Source organism: Kitasatospora sp. NPDC088134, assembly GCF_044741705.1.
In the GTDB taxonomy this organism is placed as follows: domain Bacteria; phylum Actinomycetota; class Actinomycetes; order Streptomycetales; family Streptomycetaceae; genus Kitasatospora.
The window spans coordinates 11,798-27,433 of record NZ_JBIUTD010000008.1; the positions used below are offsets into that span (position 1 = coordinate 11,798).

The following is a 15,636-nucleotide window of genomic DNA, read 5'->3' on the forward strand; positions in this document are numbered from 1 at the left end:
TTCCCCGGGCCCCTCGGGCGCGCGTCCTGGTCAGCCCTTCTGCATGACCTCGGGCTCGTGGCGCTTCTGGAAGCGCTGGACGGCGAAGGCGATGCCGACCGAGATGGCGATCATCACGATCCAGTTGAGCACCATGTAGCCGGCCGAGTGGTCCCACAGCGGGTCGACCGGGGGCGTCTCCGGGGGCTTGACCACGACCACCGGGGAGATGTGGGCGAGGTCCAGGGTGTTGCCGCTGGCGGCGAGGCCCCAGCGGGCGGGCATCAGCCAGGCGAACTGCTCCAGGCCGGGCTTGTCGAACAGCTGGAAGATCGCGCCGGTGAAGACCATCTGGACGATGGCGAACATCACCAGCAGCGGCATGGTCTTCTCGGCGGTCTTGACCAGCGAGGAGATGGCCAGGCCGACCATCATCGAGGTGAAGCTGAGCAGGATCACGCCGACCGCCATCTCGGCCGCCGGCATGTGCGTGAACAGCAGGCCCTCGGCGGGCAGCGTGCGGACCTTGAAGGCGATCGCGGAGATGATGCCGCCCTGCAGGAAGCTGATCGCGCCGAGCACGATGATCTTCGAGACCAGGTACGCCGACCGGGACAGGCCGGTGGCGCGTTCCCGTTCGTAGATCGCGCGTTCCTTGATGAGTTCGCGGACCGAGTTCGCCGAGCCGGACAGGCAGGCGGAGAACGCGACGACCATCAGGATCAGCCGGGCGACGTCGTTGCGGCCGTTGCCGCAGGGCGCCAGGCCGCACTTGTCGGGGATCACCGCGGAGACCGCGCCGAGCACCAGCGGCAGCAGCACCGACAGCGCGATGAAGCCCTTGTCGGAGGCGATCACCGACAGGTAGCGGCGGATCAGCGTCCACAGCTGGGAGCCCCAGCTCTGCGGCTTCGGCGGGCGCAGCTGGGCGACCGCGTTCGGCTGGGCCTGGACGACGGCGGCGTCCACGTTGGCCGAGTACTGCTGGTGGTGGACGGAGTTGCGGTAGCGGCCGGCCCAGTCGTGGTCCGGGTAGTTCTCGAAGGCCTGGAAGACGTCGGCCCAGGTCTCGTAGCCGAAGAAGTGCAGGGCCTCGGCGGGCGGGCCGAAGTAGGCCACCGAGCCGCCCGGCGCCATCACCAGGAGCCGGTCGCAGAGCGCGAGTTCGGCCACCGAGTGGGTGACGACCAGGACGGTGCGGCCGTCGTCGGCGAGGCCGCGCAGGGTCTGCATGACCTCGCGGTCCATGCCCGGGTCGAGGCCCGAGGTGGGCTCGTCCAGGAAGATCAGCGAGGGCTTGGTGAGCAGTTCCAGGGCGACCGAGACGCGCTTCTGCTGGCCGCCGGAGAGCGCGGTGATCCGGTTGTCGGCGCGCTTGTCGAGCCGCAGCTCGTACAGCACCTCGTCGATCCGGCGGTTGCGCTCGGCGGCCTCGGTGTCGCCGGGGAAGCGCAGCTGGGCCGCGTACTTGAGGCCGGTGCGGACGGTGAGTTCCTTGTGCAGGATCTCGGACTGCGGGACCAGGCCGATCCGGGAGCGCAGTTCGGCGAACTGGCGGTACAGGTTGCGGCCGTCGTAGAGGACGTCGCCGCGGTCGGCGGGCCGGTAGCCGGTGAGGGCGCGCAGCAGGGTGGACTTGCCGGAGCCGGACGGGCCGATCACGGCGACCAGGGACTTCTCCGGGACGGCGAAGCTGACGTCGTTGAGCAGGACCTTCTTGCCGCCCTTGAAGTCGACCTCGACGGTCAGGTGGTGGGCGGAGAAGGTGACGGCGCCGTTGTCGACGAACTCCTGGAGCTGGTCGCCGACCAGCACGAAGGAGGAGTGGCCGACGGTGAGCCGGTCCTGCGGGCCCATCAGCTGGCGGCGGGTGGGCTGGCCGTTGAGGAATATCCCGTTGTGGCTGCCGAGGTCGACGATCTCCCAACGGCCGTCCGGGAGCTGGCGCAGCTCGGCGTGGTGGCGGGAGACCTGGAGGTCGGAGACCACGATGTCGTTGTCGAGCGCGCGGCCGATCCGGATGGTCCGGCCGCCGGTCAGGCTGCGGATCATCGTCGGGTTGCCGAGGCCGCCGACCGCGCCCGGCCGGCCGCCCTGCTGCGGCGGCTGGTACGGCTGCTGCTGCGCGGGCGGGGCCTGCTGGAACGGCGGCTGCTGGGCCGGGGGCTGCTGGAACTGCTGCTGCACCGGGGGCTGCTGCTGCGCGGGCGGGGCCTGGAAGCCCTGCTGCTGCGGGAAGCCGGGCCGCGGGGTGGGGGCGTCCCAGCCCTGCGGGATCGGCTGCTCGACCGGCGGCGGGCGGTGGCCCTGCTGCGGCGCGGCCGGGCCGGGGCCGAACGGCGGCTGCTGGAACGGCGCCTGGCCCTGCTGCGGGCCGGGGGCCGGGGCCCGGCTGGTGGCGGCCTCGTGGATGTCGGCGGGCCGCGCGGCGGCGCCGGCCGGCGCGGTGAACGCCAGCCGGGGCCCGTTCTGGCCGTTGCCGAGGTGCACCACGGTGCCGGGGTGGACGGCGGTCTGCGCGACCCGGGCCCCGGCCACGAAGGTGCCGTTGGTGGACCCGTGGTCGGCGAGCTGCCAGGCAGCGCCGTCGAAGGTCACGCTGGCGTGCCGCCAGGAGACCCGGGCGTCGTCGAACGGGAAGTCCGACGCCGGGTCCCGCCCGATGGTGTAGGCACGACCGGGTTCCAGTACCCGCTGCCGGCCGTCGATTTCAAGTACGAGTTGCGGCAACTCTTCGCCCGCCCCGCTCTCCGGTTCCCCCTGGATGGTGCATCTGACGGGGGAATCATTCCAGCCCGGCGACCGTACCCGGAAGTCGGGCCGCCCGACTGTGACCCCTCGGCAACAAGGTCACGGCGGGTGCGCGGCCCGGTACGGGTGTCCCACGACCCGGACGGGTGCGGTCGGGGCGCGGGCGGTCCGGGTAGCGTGGGGGCCACCATGAACGCAACAGATCCGGCCCCCGTGGCCCTCTCCGCCGCGCCGCCCGCGAGCCCGGACGCCGAGCGCACGCTGCTGGTCAAGGTGTTCGGCAAGGACCGTCCCGGCATCACCGCGGGCCTGTTCGAACGGCTGGCCGAGTTCGGTGTCGAGGTGATCGACATCGAGCAGGTGGTCACCCGTGGCCGGATAACGCTGTGCGCGCTGGTCACCCCGCCGGCCGCGGCGGGCGCCGAGGGCGGGCTGCGGGTGACGGTGCACCGCTGGGCCGAGGAGCACAGGCTCCAGGCCGAGGTCATCTCCGGCACCGGCGACAACCGGGCCCGCGGCGAGGGCCGTTCGCACGTGACGGTGCTCGGGCACCCGCTGACGGCGGCCGCGGTGGCGGCGCTGACCGGCCGGGTCTCGGCGGCCGGCGGCAACATCGACCGGGTCTTCCGCCTCGCCAAGTACCCGGTGACGGCAGTGGAGTTGACGATCTCCGGGGTGCCCACCGAGGAGCTGCGCGCGGTGCTGGCCGCAGAGGCCGCCGTGCAGCGGGTGGACGTCGCGGTGGTCCGCTCGGGCCTGCACCGGCGGGCCAAGCGGCTGATCGTGATGGACGTGGACTCGACGCTGATCCAGGACGAGGTGATCGAGCTGTTCGCGGCCCACGCGGGCTGCGAGGAGCAGGTCGCCGCGGTGACCGAGCAGGCGATGCGCGGCGAGCTGGACTTCGCCGAGTCGCTGCGGGCCCGGGTGGCGCTGCTGGCCGGGCTGGACGCGGCGGTCACCGAGAAGGTCCGCGCCGAGGTCCGGATGACGCCGGGCGCCCGCACCCTGATCCGCACCCTGAAGCGGCTCGGCTACCAGGTGGCGATCGTCTCCGGCGGGTTCACCCAGGTCACCGACCACCTGGTGGAGCGGCTCGGCCTGGACTTCGCCGCCGCCAACACCCTGGAGGTGGTGGACGGGAGGTTCACCGGCCGGGTGACGGGCGAGATCGTCGACCGGGCGGGCAAGGCCCGCTGGCTGGCCCGGTTCGCCGAGCAGGCCGGCGTGCCGCTGGAGCAGACGGTGGCGATCGGCGACGGCGCCAACGACCTCGACATGCTGAACGCGGCGGGCCTGGGCGTGGCGTTCAACGCCAAGCCGGTCGTCCGCGAGCAGGCCGACACGGCCGTGAACGTGCCGTTCCTGGACACCGTGCTGTACCTGCTGGGCGTCACCCGCGAGGAGGTCGAGGCGGCCGACCAGCTGGACGGCGCGCCGACCGGCGACTGAGGCGCGCGCGAGGGGCGGGGCCACCGGGTCCCGCCCCTCGCGCGCGCACCCGGCGGCCGGTCAGTCCTGCGGCATGAAGTAGGAGTCGAGCCGGGCGCTGCCGGGCTCGACCAGCTTCCACGGGCCGTCCAGGCTGAGCACCGCCACCGCGGCGGGCGGGAAGCCGTTCAGCCGGAGCCGGTTGAGCGCCTCCGCGTCGCCCTCGTCGCCGGCCAGCACCTGGGTCAGGCCGAGCACGCCGGGGTTGTGGCCGACCAGCAGCAGGTCGCGGTGGTCGTCCGGGGTCTCCTGGATGACCTCGATCAGGCGGCCGGGCTGGGCCTCGTACACCCGGTCCTCGTAGACCGTCCGCCGGGCCCGCTTGGGCAGCTCGTGGGCGACCAGCTTCCAGGTCTCCCTGGTCCGCAGCGCGGTGGAGCACAGCACGTGGTCGGGGTTGACCCCGGAGTCCGCCAGCCAGCGGCCGGCCTCGGACGCCTGGCCGCGGCCGCGGTCGGCGAGCGGGCGGTCGTGGTCGTCGACCCGGTCGGGCCAGTCGGCCCGGGCGTGGCGGAGGACGATGATCCTACGAGGGGTGTCGGCGCTCATACCCCTAGAGCTTCGCAGAAAAGCGCCGCCCGGGCGCGGGGTCCGGCAAGCTGCCACCCGCAGGGGTGGCGGCCGCCCGGAAACCGCCCGGGCGGGGCGGGGATCAGCCCATCGTGCTGGCGACCGTCGCCACGACGGCGATCACCACCACGATCGCGGCGATCAGGCCGAGCATCCGCAGCAGCTTCTGCTGGCCGTCGGGGGGATTCGGGTCGAGTACCGGCATGGGGCCGAGCCTAGACCACGGCCTCGTCCTCGATGTGCCGGGCCCGGGCCGCCCGCAGGCCGACCAGGATCTGCGGCACCAGCAGCAGCGCCAGCAGGCCGAGCGGCAGGTACCACTGCCCGGTGCCCTGGTAGAGCGCGCCCATCAGGATCGGGCCCGGGATGGAGATCAGGTAGCCCAGGCTCTGCGCGAAGGCCGACAGCTGGGTCACCCCGCCGGGGGTGCGGGCGCGCAGGCCGAGCATGGTCAGCGCCAGCGGGAACGCGCACATCGACAGGCCGACCAGGATCGCCCACAGCCACGGCACCGTCCCGGCGGCGAGCATCAACCCGAGGAAGCCGGCGATCCCGCACAGGCCCAGCACCACCACGTACAGCCGCTGGTCGCCGCGCCGGGCGGCGAGGTTCGGCAGCAGGAAGGAGACCGGCACGCTGACCGCCATCACCAGGGCCAGCAGCACACCGGAGGCCGACTCGGAGACGCCCGCGTCGTGGTAGATCTTCGGCAGCCAGCCCATCGCGCTGTACGCGCTGGTGGACTGCAGGCCGAAGAACGCGGCCAGCGCCCAGGCGGTGCGGCTGCGCAGGATCGGCAGCCTGGCCGGCGGGGCGGCCGCGGCGGCGGCCGGGCCGGTGCCCCGGTCGCGGCGCAGGAACAGCACGGTCAGCCAGAGCACCAGGGCGACCGCCGCGAGCAGGCCCCAGATGCCGAGGCCGATCCGCCAGCTGCCGCCGAGCGCGTGCGTCAGCGGGACCGCGGTGGCGGCGGCCAGCGAGGTGCCCACCGAGAGCGCCATCGAGTAGAGGCCGATCATCGGGGCGACCCGGTCCGGGAAGTACCGCTTGATCACCACCGGGATCAGTACGTTGGCCAGTGCCACCCCGGCCAGCGCGACCGCCGTGAGCAGCAGGAACAGCGCGGCGGAGCCGGTGAGCACCCGGGCCAGCACGCCGGCCGTGATCGCGCCCGTGGCGGCCGTCACCACCGCGATCGGGCCGAACCGGCGGGCCAGGGCCGGCGCGCAGATGCCCAGCAGCGCGAAGCAGAGCGGCGGCAGCGCGGCGAGCAGGCCGGCCGTGGTGGCGCTCATCCCGAGGCCCTCGCGGACCGGGTCGAGCAGCGCGCCGAGGCTGGTGACCACCGGGCGGAGGTTCACCGCGGCGGCGGCGACCGCGACGGCGAGCAGCACGGCGGCGCCGTTGCGGACGGCGGCGGCGGGCGCGGGCGCGGCGGCGGGAGGCTGGTCGGCCGGTCGGCGGCCCTCGGTGGCGGTGGCGGAGCGCTCTGCTGCGGTAGGCATGGCGCAATCATAGAATCATGGGATGACTTACCGCACCCCGGTATCCTGATGAGGTAGACCACAGAAGGAGCCCGACCTTGGCGCTGTCGACCACTCGCCGCACCCCGCTCTCCGACCAGGTGATCGCCCAGCTGCGGGCCCAGATCACCTCCGGCGAGTGGCCGGTGGGATCACGCATCCCCACCGAAGCGGAGCTCGTCGACCAGCTCGGCGTGGCCCGCAACACCGTCCGCGAGGCCGTCCGGGCGCTGGCCCACAACGGGCTGCTCGACATCCGGCAGGGCTCCGGCACCTACGTGCTGGCCACCAGCGAGCTGGCCGGGGTGATGCACCGCCGGTTCGCGGACGCCGACCAGGACCAGGTCGCCGAGCTGCGCGCCACCCTGGAGGCCTCGGCCGCCGGCTTCGCGGCCGCCCGCCGCACCCCCCGGGACCTCGAACTGCTCGACGCGGCGCTGGCCCGCCGGGACGCCGCCTGGCACGCGGGCGTCCCCGAGGACTTCGTCCAGGCCGACGCCGCCTTCCACCAGGCCGTGGTCGCCGCCGCCCACAACGACGTGCTGGCCGCCGTCTACGCCGACCTCGGCGAGGTCCTCCGCGCCCACCTGCGGCACGACGTCGGCCCCGACCTGCTCCCGCACCGCTGGGTCCCGCACGCCGCCATCCTGGACGCGATCCGGGCCGGCGACGCCGACCGCGCCGCCGAAGAGGCCGGCCGGGCCGTCGGCTTCTGCAAGGCCAACGACCTGTAGCGGGAACGGCCGCGGGGCCGCCGCGCCGGAGGTGTCCGGTGCGGCGGCCCCTCGGGGCGGCGAGGGGTCAGGCGCCGATGGCGTGCAGGCCGCCGTCGACGTGCACGATCTCGCCGGTGGTCTTCGGGAACCAGTCGCTGAGCAGGGCGACGACGCCGCGACCGGCCGGCTCCGGGTCGGCGAGGTCCCACTTGAGCGGGGAGCGGGTCTCCCAGGTGGCGGCGAGGTCCGAGAAGCCGGGGATCGACTTCGCGGCCATCGAGCCGATCGGGCCCGCGGAGATCAGGTTGCAGCGGATGTCGCGCTCGCCGAGGTAGCGGGCGAGGTACCGGTTGGTGGCCTCCAGGGCGGCCTTGGCCGGGCCCATCCAGTCGTACTGCGGCCAGGCGAACTGCGCGTCGAAGGTCAGGCCGACCACCGAGCCGCCGTCCTGCATGAGCGGGAGCAGCGCGGTGGTGAGCGACTTCAGCGAGTACGCGGAGACCTGCATGGCGGTGGCCACGGACTCCCACGGGGTGTCCAGGAAGTTGCCGCCGAGCGCGTCCTGCGGGGCGAAGCCGATCGAGTGGACGATGCCGTCCAGGGTCGGCAGGTGCTCCCGGACCTGGTCGGCGATGCCGGCCAGCTGCTCCGCGCTGGAGACGTCGAGCTCCAGGACCTTGACCGGCTTCGGCAGCTTCTTGGCGATCCGCTCGGTCAGGCTGGGCCGGGGGAAGGCGGTGAGGATGATCTCGGCGCCCTGCTCCTGGGCGAGCTTCGCGGTGTGGAAGGCGATGGAGGACTCCATCAGCACACCGGTGATCAGGATGCGCTTGCCTTCGAGAATTCCAGTCATGGTCAGTTCCCCATGCCCAATCCGCCGTCCACGGGAATGACGGCTCCGGTGATGTACGCGGCCTCGGGGGAGGCCAGGAACCGCACGGCCGAGGCGATCTCGGCGGGGGCGGCGTAACGGCCCAGCGGCACGTCGGCGACGATCTCCTTGCGGCGCTCCTCGCTGAGCACCGCGGTCATGTCGGTGTCGACGAAGCCGGGCGCCACCACGTTGACGGTGATGTTGCGCGGGCCGAACTCGCGGGCGAGGGAGCGGGCCAGGCCGACCAGGCCGGCCTTGGAGGCGGCGTAGTTGGCCTGCCCGGCCGAGCCGCTGAGGCCGACGACCGAGGAGATCAGCACGATGCTGCCCTTGCGGGCGCGCAGCAGCTTCGCGGCGGCGCGCTTGACCACCCGGAAGGTGCCGGTGAGGTTGGTGTCCAGGACGGAGGTGAAGTCGTCCTCGGACATCCGCAGCAGCAGGGTGTCCTTGGTGATGCCGGCGTTGGCGACCAGCACCTCGACCGGGCCGTGCGCGGCCTCGATCGCGGTGAAGGCGGCGTCGACCTGCTCGGGGTCGGTGATGTCGGCGCGGACGGCGAGCACGTCGTACTTGGCGAGTTCGGCCGGGACCTCGCCGTTGCGGCTGGTGATCGCGACCTTGTCGCCCGCCTCGGCGAAGCTCTGGGCGATCGCCAGGCCGATGCCCCGGTTACCTCCGGTGACCAGTACCGAGCGGCTCAAGGGTCCACCTCTCTCTCGATGCGCGTGCGCGACCTCGAAGCGGGTGCGCGACTGCGGCGCTTTCGCGGGCGCAGCTCACCAGCGACGCTATCGGTAGGGTGCGAGGTCGGGCGAAGCGGCCTCCGACAGGCGCACCCGGTGAGAACTGTCGTATCCCGACAACGGGCGGGCGCCGCCGCCGGGGAACGCCGGGCCGGTGGCGGGCGTTGCCCCGGAGGCGGTCCGGAGAGTCCGGGGCGCCTGGTGGTGCGAGCCGATCGGAGCGGACGCGATGAGTGGTGCAGATCCTGGCCGGACGGGCCGCCGGGCACTGACGGCGGTGGCGGCACTGGCGGTGGCGGGCGCGGCGGCGTGGGCGCTGCGCGAGCTGCCGGCCCAGTTCGGCCGCCGGCCGGACCCGCTGGACCCCCGGGTGCGGGTGTCCCCGCAGTTCCGCGACGGGGTGTTCCACAACGCGCCGTCCGCGCTGGCCCCCGCCGCCCCGGGCGTGCCGGACGCGGGGACGCTGCGCCGGATGCTGCTGGACAAGGACGGGCGGCTGCCGGCCGGGCCGGTGCCGCTGGCCCGCCCCGAGGTCCCGGCCGGCGCGGCCGAGGGCGTCGCGGTGACCTGGTTCGGGCACGCCTCGGCGCTGCTGGAGCTGGACGGCTGCCGGGTGCTGGTGGACCCGGTCTGGTCGGACCGCTGCTCGCCCTCGCACCTGGCGGGCCCGAAGCGGCTGCACCCGGTGCCGCTGGAGCTGGCGGCGCTGCCGCAGGTCGACGCGGTACTGATCTCGCACGACCACTACGACCACCTGGACATGGCGACGGTGCGGCGGCTGATCACCCTGCAGTCGGCGCCGTTCGCGGTGCCGCTGGGCATCGGCGGGCACCTGCGCCGCTGGGGCGTGCCGGAGCACCGGATCATCGAGCTGGACTGGGACGAGACCTGCACGCTCGGCGAGCTGTCGCTGACCCTGACGGCGGCGCACCACTTCTCCGGCCGCGGCTTCACCCGGAACACCACGCTGTGGGGCTCCTGGGTGGTGGCCGGTCCGGAGCGGCGGGTGTTCTTCACCGGCGACTCGGGCTACTTCGAGGGCTTCGCCCGGATCGGCGAGCAGCACGGCCCGTTCGACGCGGCGCTGATGGCGATCGGCGCGTACGACGCGGCCTGGGCGGACATCCACCTGAACCCGGAGGAGGCGGTCCGGGCGCACCTGGAGCTGCGCGGCGGCCTGCTGCTGCCGATCCACTGGTGCACCTTCAACCTGGCGCCGCACCGCTGGGCGGAGCCGGTGGAGCGGCTGCTGGCGGAGGCCAAGGCGCAGGGGGTGCCGCTGGCGGTGCCGCGGCCGGGGCAGCGGGTGGAGGTGGCGAACCCGCCGGAGCTGGACGGCTGGTGGGAGGCGCTGGCCTGAGCGCCCCGGACCGGCGGTCCGTTCCCGCCGACGCATTCCTGACGGTCCGTCAGGGCGCGCGGGGATATTTGCTGGCCGTGGGCCGCGCGGAGCGGGATGATGCGGGCGGGTGCGCCCTCGGCCGGGGGCGCACCCGTCGCTCCGACCCTCGACCCAGGGAGCCCGATGCCCCCCTCCGCGCTGGACCCCCAGTTCCTCTCCTACCCGTTGCGCCCGCTGGCGGACGCCGCGCTGTCGCGGGCCCGCCGGCTGGGCGTCTCGCACGCCGACTTCCGCCTGGAGCGGGTCCGTTCGGCGGCCTGGCGGCTGCGGGACGCCCGCCCGGCCGGCTCCTCGGACTCGGTGCGGCTGGGCTTCGCCGTCCGGGTGCTGCTGGACGGCGCGTGGGGGTTCGCCGCAGGGGTGGACCTGACGCCGGAGGCCGCGGCGGCGGTCGCCGAGCAGGCGGTGGCGGTGGCCCGGCTGGCGGGCGGGATCAGCCGGGCGGCGGGTTCGGCGGAGCGGGTCGAGCTGGCCCCGGAGCCGGTGTACCCGGACGCCGAGTGGGTCTCCGCGTACCAGGTGAACCCGTTCGAGGTGCCGGACGCGGAGAAGACCGGCCTGCTGGCCGACTGGTCGGCCCGGCTGCTGGCGGCCGACGGCGTCTCGCACGTGTCGGCGGCGGTGCTGACGGTGCAGGAGAACAAGTTCTACGCGGACACCGCGGGCACGGTGACGACCCAGCAGCGGGTGCGCCTGCACCCGTGGCTGGAGGCCACCAGCGTGGACGCGCGCACCGGCGCCTTCGACTCGATGCGCACCGTCGCCCCGCCCGCGGGCCGGGGCTGGGAGTACCTGCGCGGGGTCGGCTGGGACTGGGACGCCGAACTGGCCGAGCTGCCCGAGCTGCTGGCGCAGAAGATGCGGGCGCCGGGCGTCGAGCCGGGCCGCTACGACCTGGTGATCGACCCGTCCAACCTGTGGCTGACCATCCACGAGTCGATCGGCCACGCCACCGAGCTGGACCGCGCGCTCGGCTACGAGGCCGCCTACGCGGGCACCTCCTTCGCCACCTTCGACCGGCTCGGCAGCCTGAAGTACGGCTCGGAGCTGATGCACGTCACGGGCGACCGGACGGCCGAGCACGGCCTGGCCACCATCGGGTACGACGACGAGGGCGTGGCCACCCAGTCCTGGGACCTGATCCGCGACGGCGTCCTGGTCGGGTACCAACTCGACCGCCCCATGGCGCAGTTGAAGGGATTCGGTCGCTCCAACGGCTGTGCCTACGCGGACTCCCCCGCGCACGTGCCGGTGCAGCGGATGGCCAACGTCTCGTTGCAGCCCGCCGTCGGCGGGCCGGACACCGCGGGCCTGGTCTCGCAGGTGGAGAACGGGCTGTACATCGTCGGCGACCGCTCCTGGTCGATCGACATGCAGCGGTACAACTTCCAGTTCACCGGGCAGCGCGCCTACGCCATCCGCAACGGCGAACTCGCGGGCCAGGTCAAGGACTTCGCCTACCAGGCCACCACCACCGACTTCTGGGGCTCGATGAGCGCCGTCGGCGGCCCGCAGACGTACGTGCTCGGCGGGGCCTTCAACTGCGGCAAGGCCCAGCCGGGCCAGGTCGCCGCGGTCAGCCACGGCTGCCCGTCCGCGCTGTTCCGCCAGGTCAACGTGCTCAACACCCAGCAGGAGGCGGGCCACTGATGTCCCTCACGCACCCCCACGAGCTGGTGGAACGCGCCCTCGGGCTCTCCCGCGCCGACGGCTGCGTGGTGATCGCCGAGGAGGAGTCCACCGCCAACCTGCGCTGGGCCGGCAACGCCCTGACCACCAACGGCGTCACCCGCGGCCGCCGCCTCACCGTGATCTCCACCGTGGCCGGCGCCGTCGGCGTGGTCGCCCAGGAGGCCGTCACGCCCGACGACGTCGAGCAGCTGGTGCGCGCCGCCGAGGCCGCCGCCCGGGCCGCCGAACCGGCCGAGGACGCCCAGCCGCTGATCGCCGCCCGCCCGGCGGACCCGCGCTTCACCGAGGCCCCCGGCGCCACCGACATCTCGGTGTTCGCCGCCCTCGCGCCCGCCCTCGGCGAGGCCTTCGCCCGGGCCCGGGCCAACGGCGAGCTGCTGTACGGCTTCGCCCGGCACGAGCACACCTCCAGCTACCTCGGCAGCTCGACCGGCCTGCGGCTGCGCCACGACCAGCCCACCGGCACCTTCGAGCTGAACGCCAAGACCGCCGACCTGACGGGCTCGGCCTGGGCCGGCGCCGCCACCCGGGACTTCACCGACGTGGACGTCGCCGCCCTGCACGCCGACCTGACCCGCCGGCTCGGCTGGGGCCGCACGAAGGTCGAGCTGCCGGCCGGGCGCTACGAGGTGATCCTGCCGCCCTCGGCCGTCGCCGACCTGATGGTCTACCTGTCCTGGTCGGCCGGCGCCCGGGACGCCGTCGAGGGCCGCTCGGTGTTCTCGAAAGCAGGAGGGGGGACCAGGCTCGGCGAGCGGATCGGCGCGCTGCCGCTGACCCTGCGCTCCGACCCGGCCGAACCCGGCCTGGAGGCCGCCCCGTTCGTGCTGGCGCACGCCTCCGGCGAGAACGACTCGGTGTTCGACAACGGCGCGCCGCTGGCCGCCACCGACTGGCTGCGCGAGGGCCGCCTCGCCCACCTGCTGACCACCCGGCACTCGGCCGGCCTGGCCGGCCTCCCGGTCACCCCGCCGATCGACAACCTGGTGCTGGAGACCTCCGCGCCGGACGCGCCGACGCTGGCGGAGATGATCGCCCGCACCGAGCGCGGCCTGCTGCTCACCTGCCTCTGGTACATCCGCGAGGTCGACCCGGCCACCCTGCTGCTCACCGGCCTGACCAGGGACGGCGTCTACCTGGTGGAGAACGGCGAGGTGGTGGGCGCGGTCAACAACTTCCGCTTCAACGAGTCCCCGGTGGACCTGCTCGGCCGGATCACCGAAGCGGGCCGCACCGAACGCTGCCTGCCCCGCGAGTGGGGCGACTGGTTCACCCGGGCGGCGATGCCGCCGGTCCGGGTGCCCGACTTCCACATGAGCTCGGTCAGCCAGGCCTCCTGAGCCGACCCGAACCCCCTGGGGGGACCCCGATGGACGAGAAACGCACGGTGAAGACCTCGAAGACGCTCTCCCGCATCCTGCGGCACGACCCGGGCGCCGTCGGGGTCGCCCTCGACCCGGCGGGCTGGGTGGAGGTCGACACCCTGCTCGCCGCCCTGGCCCGGCACGGCCGCCCGCTGACCAGGGCCGAGCTGGACCACGTGGTCGCCACCAACAACAAGCGCCGCTTCGCCTACTCCGAGGACGGCCGCTCGATCCGGGCCAGCCAGGGCCACACCGTCGAGGTCGACCTCGGCCTGCCCGCCAGCACCCCGCCCGACGTGCTGTTCCACGGCACCGCCGAGCGCACCCTGCGGTACATCCTGGCCGAGGGCCTGCGCCCGATGAGCCGGCAGGACGTCCACCTCTCCGCCGACACCGACACGGCCGTCAAGGTCGGCTCCCGGCACGGCCGGCCGGTGGTGCTGGCGGTGGACGCAGCGGCGATGGCCGCCGCCGGGCACGAGTTCCGGGTCTCCGCCAACGGCGTCTGGCTGACCGACGCGGTGCCCGTGCAGTACCTGCGCCGCACGCCCTGAGCGCCGCGCCGGACCCTCGTGGGTCCGGCCGGCGTCAGCGGGGTTACGGTGGTCGGGCGTCAGACGCCGGAACCGACCGAGGATGGAGGGCACCATGCCCAGGAGCGCGGACGACGGCCAGGTCTTCCGGATCACCGGGGCCCGCAGCAGCCTCACCGAGGACGTCCGGGGGCGGCAGCGCCGCTACGTCGTCTCGATGCTGATCCGCACCGTCTGCGTGCTGCTCGGCGTGATCCTCTGGGACGTGCAGCGCTGGCTCGCCTACGGCGCGCTGGCCGGCGGCCTGCTGCTGCCGTACTTCGCCGTCCTGATCGCCAACGCCGGCCGCGAGCGGGCCCCCGGCCTGCCGTCGACCTTCGCCTTCTCCCCGGACACCCCGCTGATGCTCGGCCCGGGCGGAACGGGTGGCGGCGGGGCGACGGAGAAGCGTCCGCAGGATTGAGCTTCCCTCAAGCCCCGTGCCCGGTTTGCCCGTTCCGGTGGCGATATGACCGGCCGAAAGCTCAGACCATCCTCAAATTAATCATCGGACAGTAACGCCCCTCGGCCCCGGGCGTGCCATACTTCCTTAGCGCTCCGCATCCCCCGTCGGAGCGACGGACCGACGCCGGGCAGCTCCCCCCGTGGCTGCCCGGCGTCGTCATGCCCGGGCATAGGATCGCCCCATGGACACCCCCGCGCACCCCCTCTTCGGCACCCCCGCCGCCGCCCCCGACGCCCCGGCCGGCCCCCCGAAGTGCTCCGCCAAGGGCTGCCGCGAACGCGCCACCTGGTCCCTGCTCTGGAACAACCCGAAGCTGCACACCCCCGAGCGCCGCAAGACCTGGCTCGCCTGCGACGAGCACCGCGAGTCCCTCGGCCGGTTCCTCGCCGTCCGCGGCTTCCTCAAGGACACCGAGCCCTTCCCCGGCGGCCCGGCGCCCTCCTGACGGCCCGTCAGCCGCCGATCGCCGACATCGGCCGCTCGGGCTGGTGGAACTCCGGCTGGTCGATACCCGCGCCGGCCTTCTTGCCCCACATCGCGGTCCGCCAGAGCGCGGCCAGTTCGGCGTCGTCCGCGCCGGAGCGCAGCGCGCCGCGCAGGTCGGTCTCGCCGGTGGCGAACAGGCAGTTGCGGACCTGGCCGTCGGCGGTCAGCCGGGTGCGGTCGCAGGCGCGGCAGAACGGGCGGGTGACCGAGGCGATCACGCCGACGGTGGCGGGGCCGCCGTCGACCAGCCAGCGTTCGGCGGGGGCGGCGCCGCGGGCGGCGGACGGCTCGGGGGTCAGCGCGAAGCGGGTGCGCAGCAGGTCGAGGATCTCCTCGGCGGTGACCATCCGGGTCCGGTCCCAGCCGTGCTGGGCGTCCAGCGGCATCTGCTCGATGAAGCGCAGCTGGTAGTGGTGCTCGACCGCCCAGGCGAGCAGGCTGGCGGCCTCGTGCTCGTTGACGCCGCGCATCAGGACGGCGTTCAGCTTGACCGGCCGCAGCCCGGCGGCCGCGGCGGCGGCGAGGCCGTCCAGCACGTCCTGGTGGCGCCGGCGGCGGGTCAGCCGGTGGAAGACCTCGGGGTCCAGGGTGTCGAGGGAGACGTTGACCCGGTCGACCCCGGCGTCCCGCAGCCCGCCCGCGACCCGGGCCAGGCCGATGCCGTTGGTGGTGAGGGAGAGCTCGGGGCGCGGCTCCAGCGCGGCGCAGGCGGCGACGATCGGCACCAGGCCGGGGCGGAGCAGCGGTTCGCCGCCGGTGAAGCGGACCTCGCGGACGCCGAGGTCGCGGACCGCGATCCGGACCAGCCGGACGATCTCCTCGTCGGTGAGCAGCTCGGGCTTGCCGAGCCAGCTCAGGCCCTCCTCGGGCATGCAGTAGGTGCAGCGCAGGTTGCACCGGTCGGTGAGTGAGACCCGCAGGTCGACGGCCTGCCGGCCGTGGGTGTCGAGGAGCATCCCGGCCCGCCCTTCCCTGGAGAGCCTGCCGGCCCGGCCGCTGGGGTGCGG

15 protein-coding genes are annotated in these 15,636 nt (G+C 74.0%); 8 read left to right on the forward strand and 7 right to left on the reverse strand.

All coding sequences use genetic code 11. From position 1 onward, the window contains the following. Nucleotides 1-30 precede the first annotated feature (30 nt). The gene (locus tag ACIOHG_RS15070; RefSeq protein ID WP_400950004.1) at nucleotides 31-2,709 is read right to left on the reverse strand and encodes an FHA domain-containing protein; all 2,679 of its coding nucleotides are present in this window, start codon (nucleotides 2,707-2,709) and stop codon (nucleotides 31-33) included. A gap of 210 nt (nucleotides 2,710-2,919) precedes the next feature. Between ACIOHG_RS15070 and serB the strand changes: the two genes are divergently transcribed. Then, nucleotides 2,920-4,182, forward strand: a complete 1,263-nt coding sequence (gene serB / locus ACIOHG_RS15075; RefSeq protein ID WP_400950007.1) for a phosphoserine phosphatase SerB — start codon at nucleotides 2,920-2,922, stop codon at nucleotides 4,180-4,182. A gap of 60 nt (nucleotides 4,183-4,242) precedes the next feature. Here the strand turns inward: serB and ACIOHG_RS15080 are convergent, their stop codons facing one another. From ACIOHG_RS15080 to ACIOHG_RS15090, 3 genes are all read right to left on the reverse strand, one after another. Beyond that, complete coding sequence (locus ACIOHG_RS15080; RefSeq protein WP_400950008.1) at nucleotides 4,243-4,770, reverse strand: SixA phosphatase family protein; 528 nt, start codon at nucleotides 4,768-4,770, stop codon at nucleotides 4,243-4,245. Nucleotides 4,771-4,873: 103 nt separating this feature from the next. Then, nucleotides 4,874-4,996 carry an SGM_5486 family transporter-associated protein gene (locus ACIOHG_RS15085; protein ID WP_400950011.1) on the reverse strand — a complete coding sequence of 41 codons (123 nt, stop codon included), beginning with the start codon at nucleotides 4,994-4,996 and terminating at the stop codon, nucleotides 4,874-4,876. A gap of 10 nt (nucleotides 4,997-5,006) precedes the next feature. After that, nucleotides 5,007-6,296: a CynX/NimT family MFS transporter gene (locus tag ACIOHG_RS15090; protein ID WP_400950012.1), complete on the reverse strand. Its 1,290-nt coding sequence runs from the start codon at nucleotides 6,294-6,296 to the stop codon at nucleotides 5,007-5,009. 77 nt (nucleotides 6,297-6,373) lie between these two features. Here ACIOHG_RS15090 and ACIOHG_RS15095 point away from each other — a divergent pair, with 77 nt between their 5' ends. Continuing rightward, the gene (locus ACIOHG_RS15095) at nucleotides 6,374-7,048 is read left to right on the forward strand and encodes a FadR/GntR family transcriptional regulator (protein WP_400950015.1); all 675 of its coding nucleotides are present in this window, start codon (nucleotides 6,374-6,376) and stop codon (nucleotides 7,046-7,048) included. Between the two features lie 67 nt (nucleotides 7,049-7,115). Here the strand turns inward: ACIOHG_RS15095 and fabI are convergent, their stop codons facing one another. Beyond that, entirely contained in the window at nucleotides 7,116-7,883 is a 768-nt protein-coding gene (fabI, locus tag ACIOHG_RS15100) for an enoyl-ACP reductase FabI (protein WP_400950017.1), read from the reverse strand. Between the two features lie 2 nt (nucleotides 7,884-7,885). Beyond that, complete coding sequence (fabG, locus tag ACIOHG_RS15105; RefSeq protein ID WP_400950019.1) at nucleotides 7,886-8,605, reverse strand: 3-oxoacyl-[acyl-carrier-protein] reductase; 720 nt, start codon at nucleotides 8,603-8,605, stop codon at nucleotides 7,886-7,888. A 271-nt stretch (nucleotides 8,606-8,876) separates the two neighbouring features. Between fabG and ACIOHG_RS15110 the strand changes: the two genes are divergently transcribed. The 6 genes from ACIOHG_RS15110 (at nucleotide 8,877) to ACIOHG_RS15135 (ending at nucleotide 14,588) form a co-directional block, all read left to right on the forward strand. Next, entirely contained in the window at nucleotides 8,877-10,007 is a 1,131-nt protein-coding gene (locus ACIOHG_RS15110) for an MBL fold metallo-hydrolase (RefSeq protein WP_400950022.1), read from the forward strand. 165 nt (nucleotides 10,008-10,172) lie between these two features. Next, nucleotides 10,173-11,699, forward strand: a complete 1,527-nt coding sequence (locus ACIOHG_RS15115) for a TldD/PmbA family protein (protein ID WP_400950024.1) — start codon at nucleotides 10,173-10,175, stop codon at nucleotides 11,697-11,699. Continuing rightward, complete coding sequence (locus ACIOHG_RS15120; RefSeq protein WP_400950027.1) at nucleotides 11,699-13,081, forward strand: metallopeptidase TldD-related protein; 1,383 nt, start codon at nucleotides 11,699-11,701, stop codon at nucleotides 13,079-13,081. Before ACIOHG_RS15115 ends, ACIOHG_RS15120 begins: the two co-directional genes overlap by 1 nt. Nucleotides 13,082-13,110: 29 nt before the next feature. Then, nucleotides 13,111-13,659, forward strand: a complete 549-nt coding sequence (locus tag ACIOHG_RS15125; RefSeq protein ID WP_400950028.1) for an RNA 2'-phosphotransferase — start codon at nucleotides 13,111-13,113, stop codon at nucleotides 13,657-13,659. A 94-nt stretch (nucleotides 13,660-13,753) separates the two neighbouring features. After that, nucleotides 13,754-14,101 (forward strand): DUF3099 domain-containing protein, encoded by a 348-nt coding sequence (locus ACIOHG_RS15130; protein WP_400950030.1) that lies wholly within the window; start codon nucleotides 13,754-13,756, stop codon nucleotides 14,099-14,101. 223 nt (nucleotides 14,102-14,324) lie between these two features. After that, complete coding sequence (locus ACIOHG_RS15135; protein ID WP_400950031.1) at nucleotides 14,325-14,588, forward strand: hypothetical protein; 264 nt, start codon at nucleotides 14,325-14,327, stop codon at nucleotides 14,586-14,588. 7 nt (nucleotides 14,589-14,595) lie between these two features. Here the strand turns inward: ACIOHG_RS15135 and moaA are convergent, their stop codons facing one another. After that, nucleotides 14,596-15,585: a GTP 3',8-cyclase MoaA gene (gene moaA / locus ACIOHG_RS15140; protein WP_400950034.1), complete on the reverse strand. Its 990-nt coding sequence runs from the start codon at nucleotides 15,583-15,585 to the stop codon at nucleotides 14,596-14,598. Nucleotides 15,586-15,636: the final 51 nt, after the last annotated feature.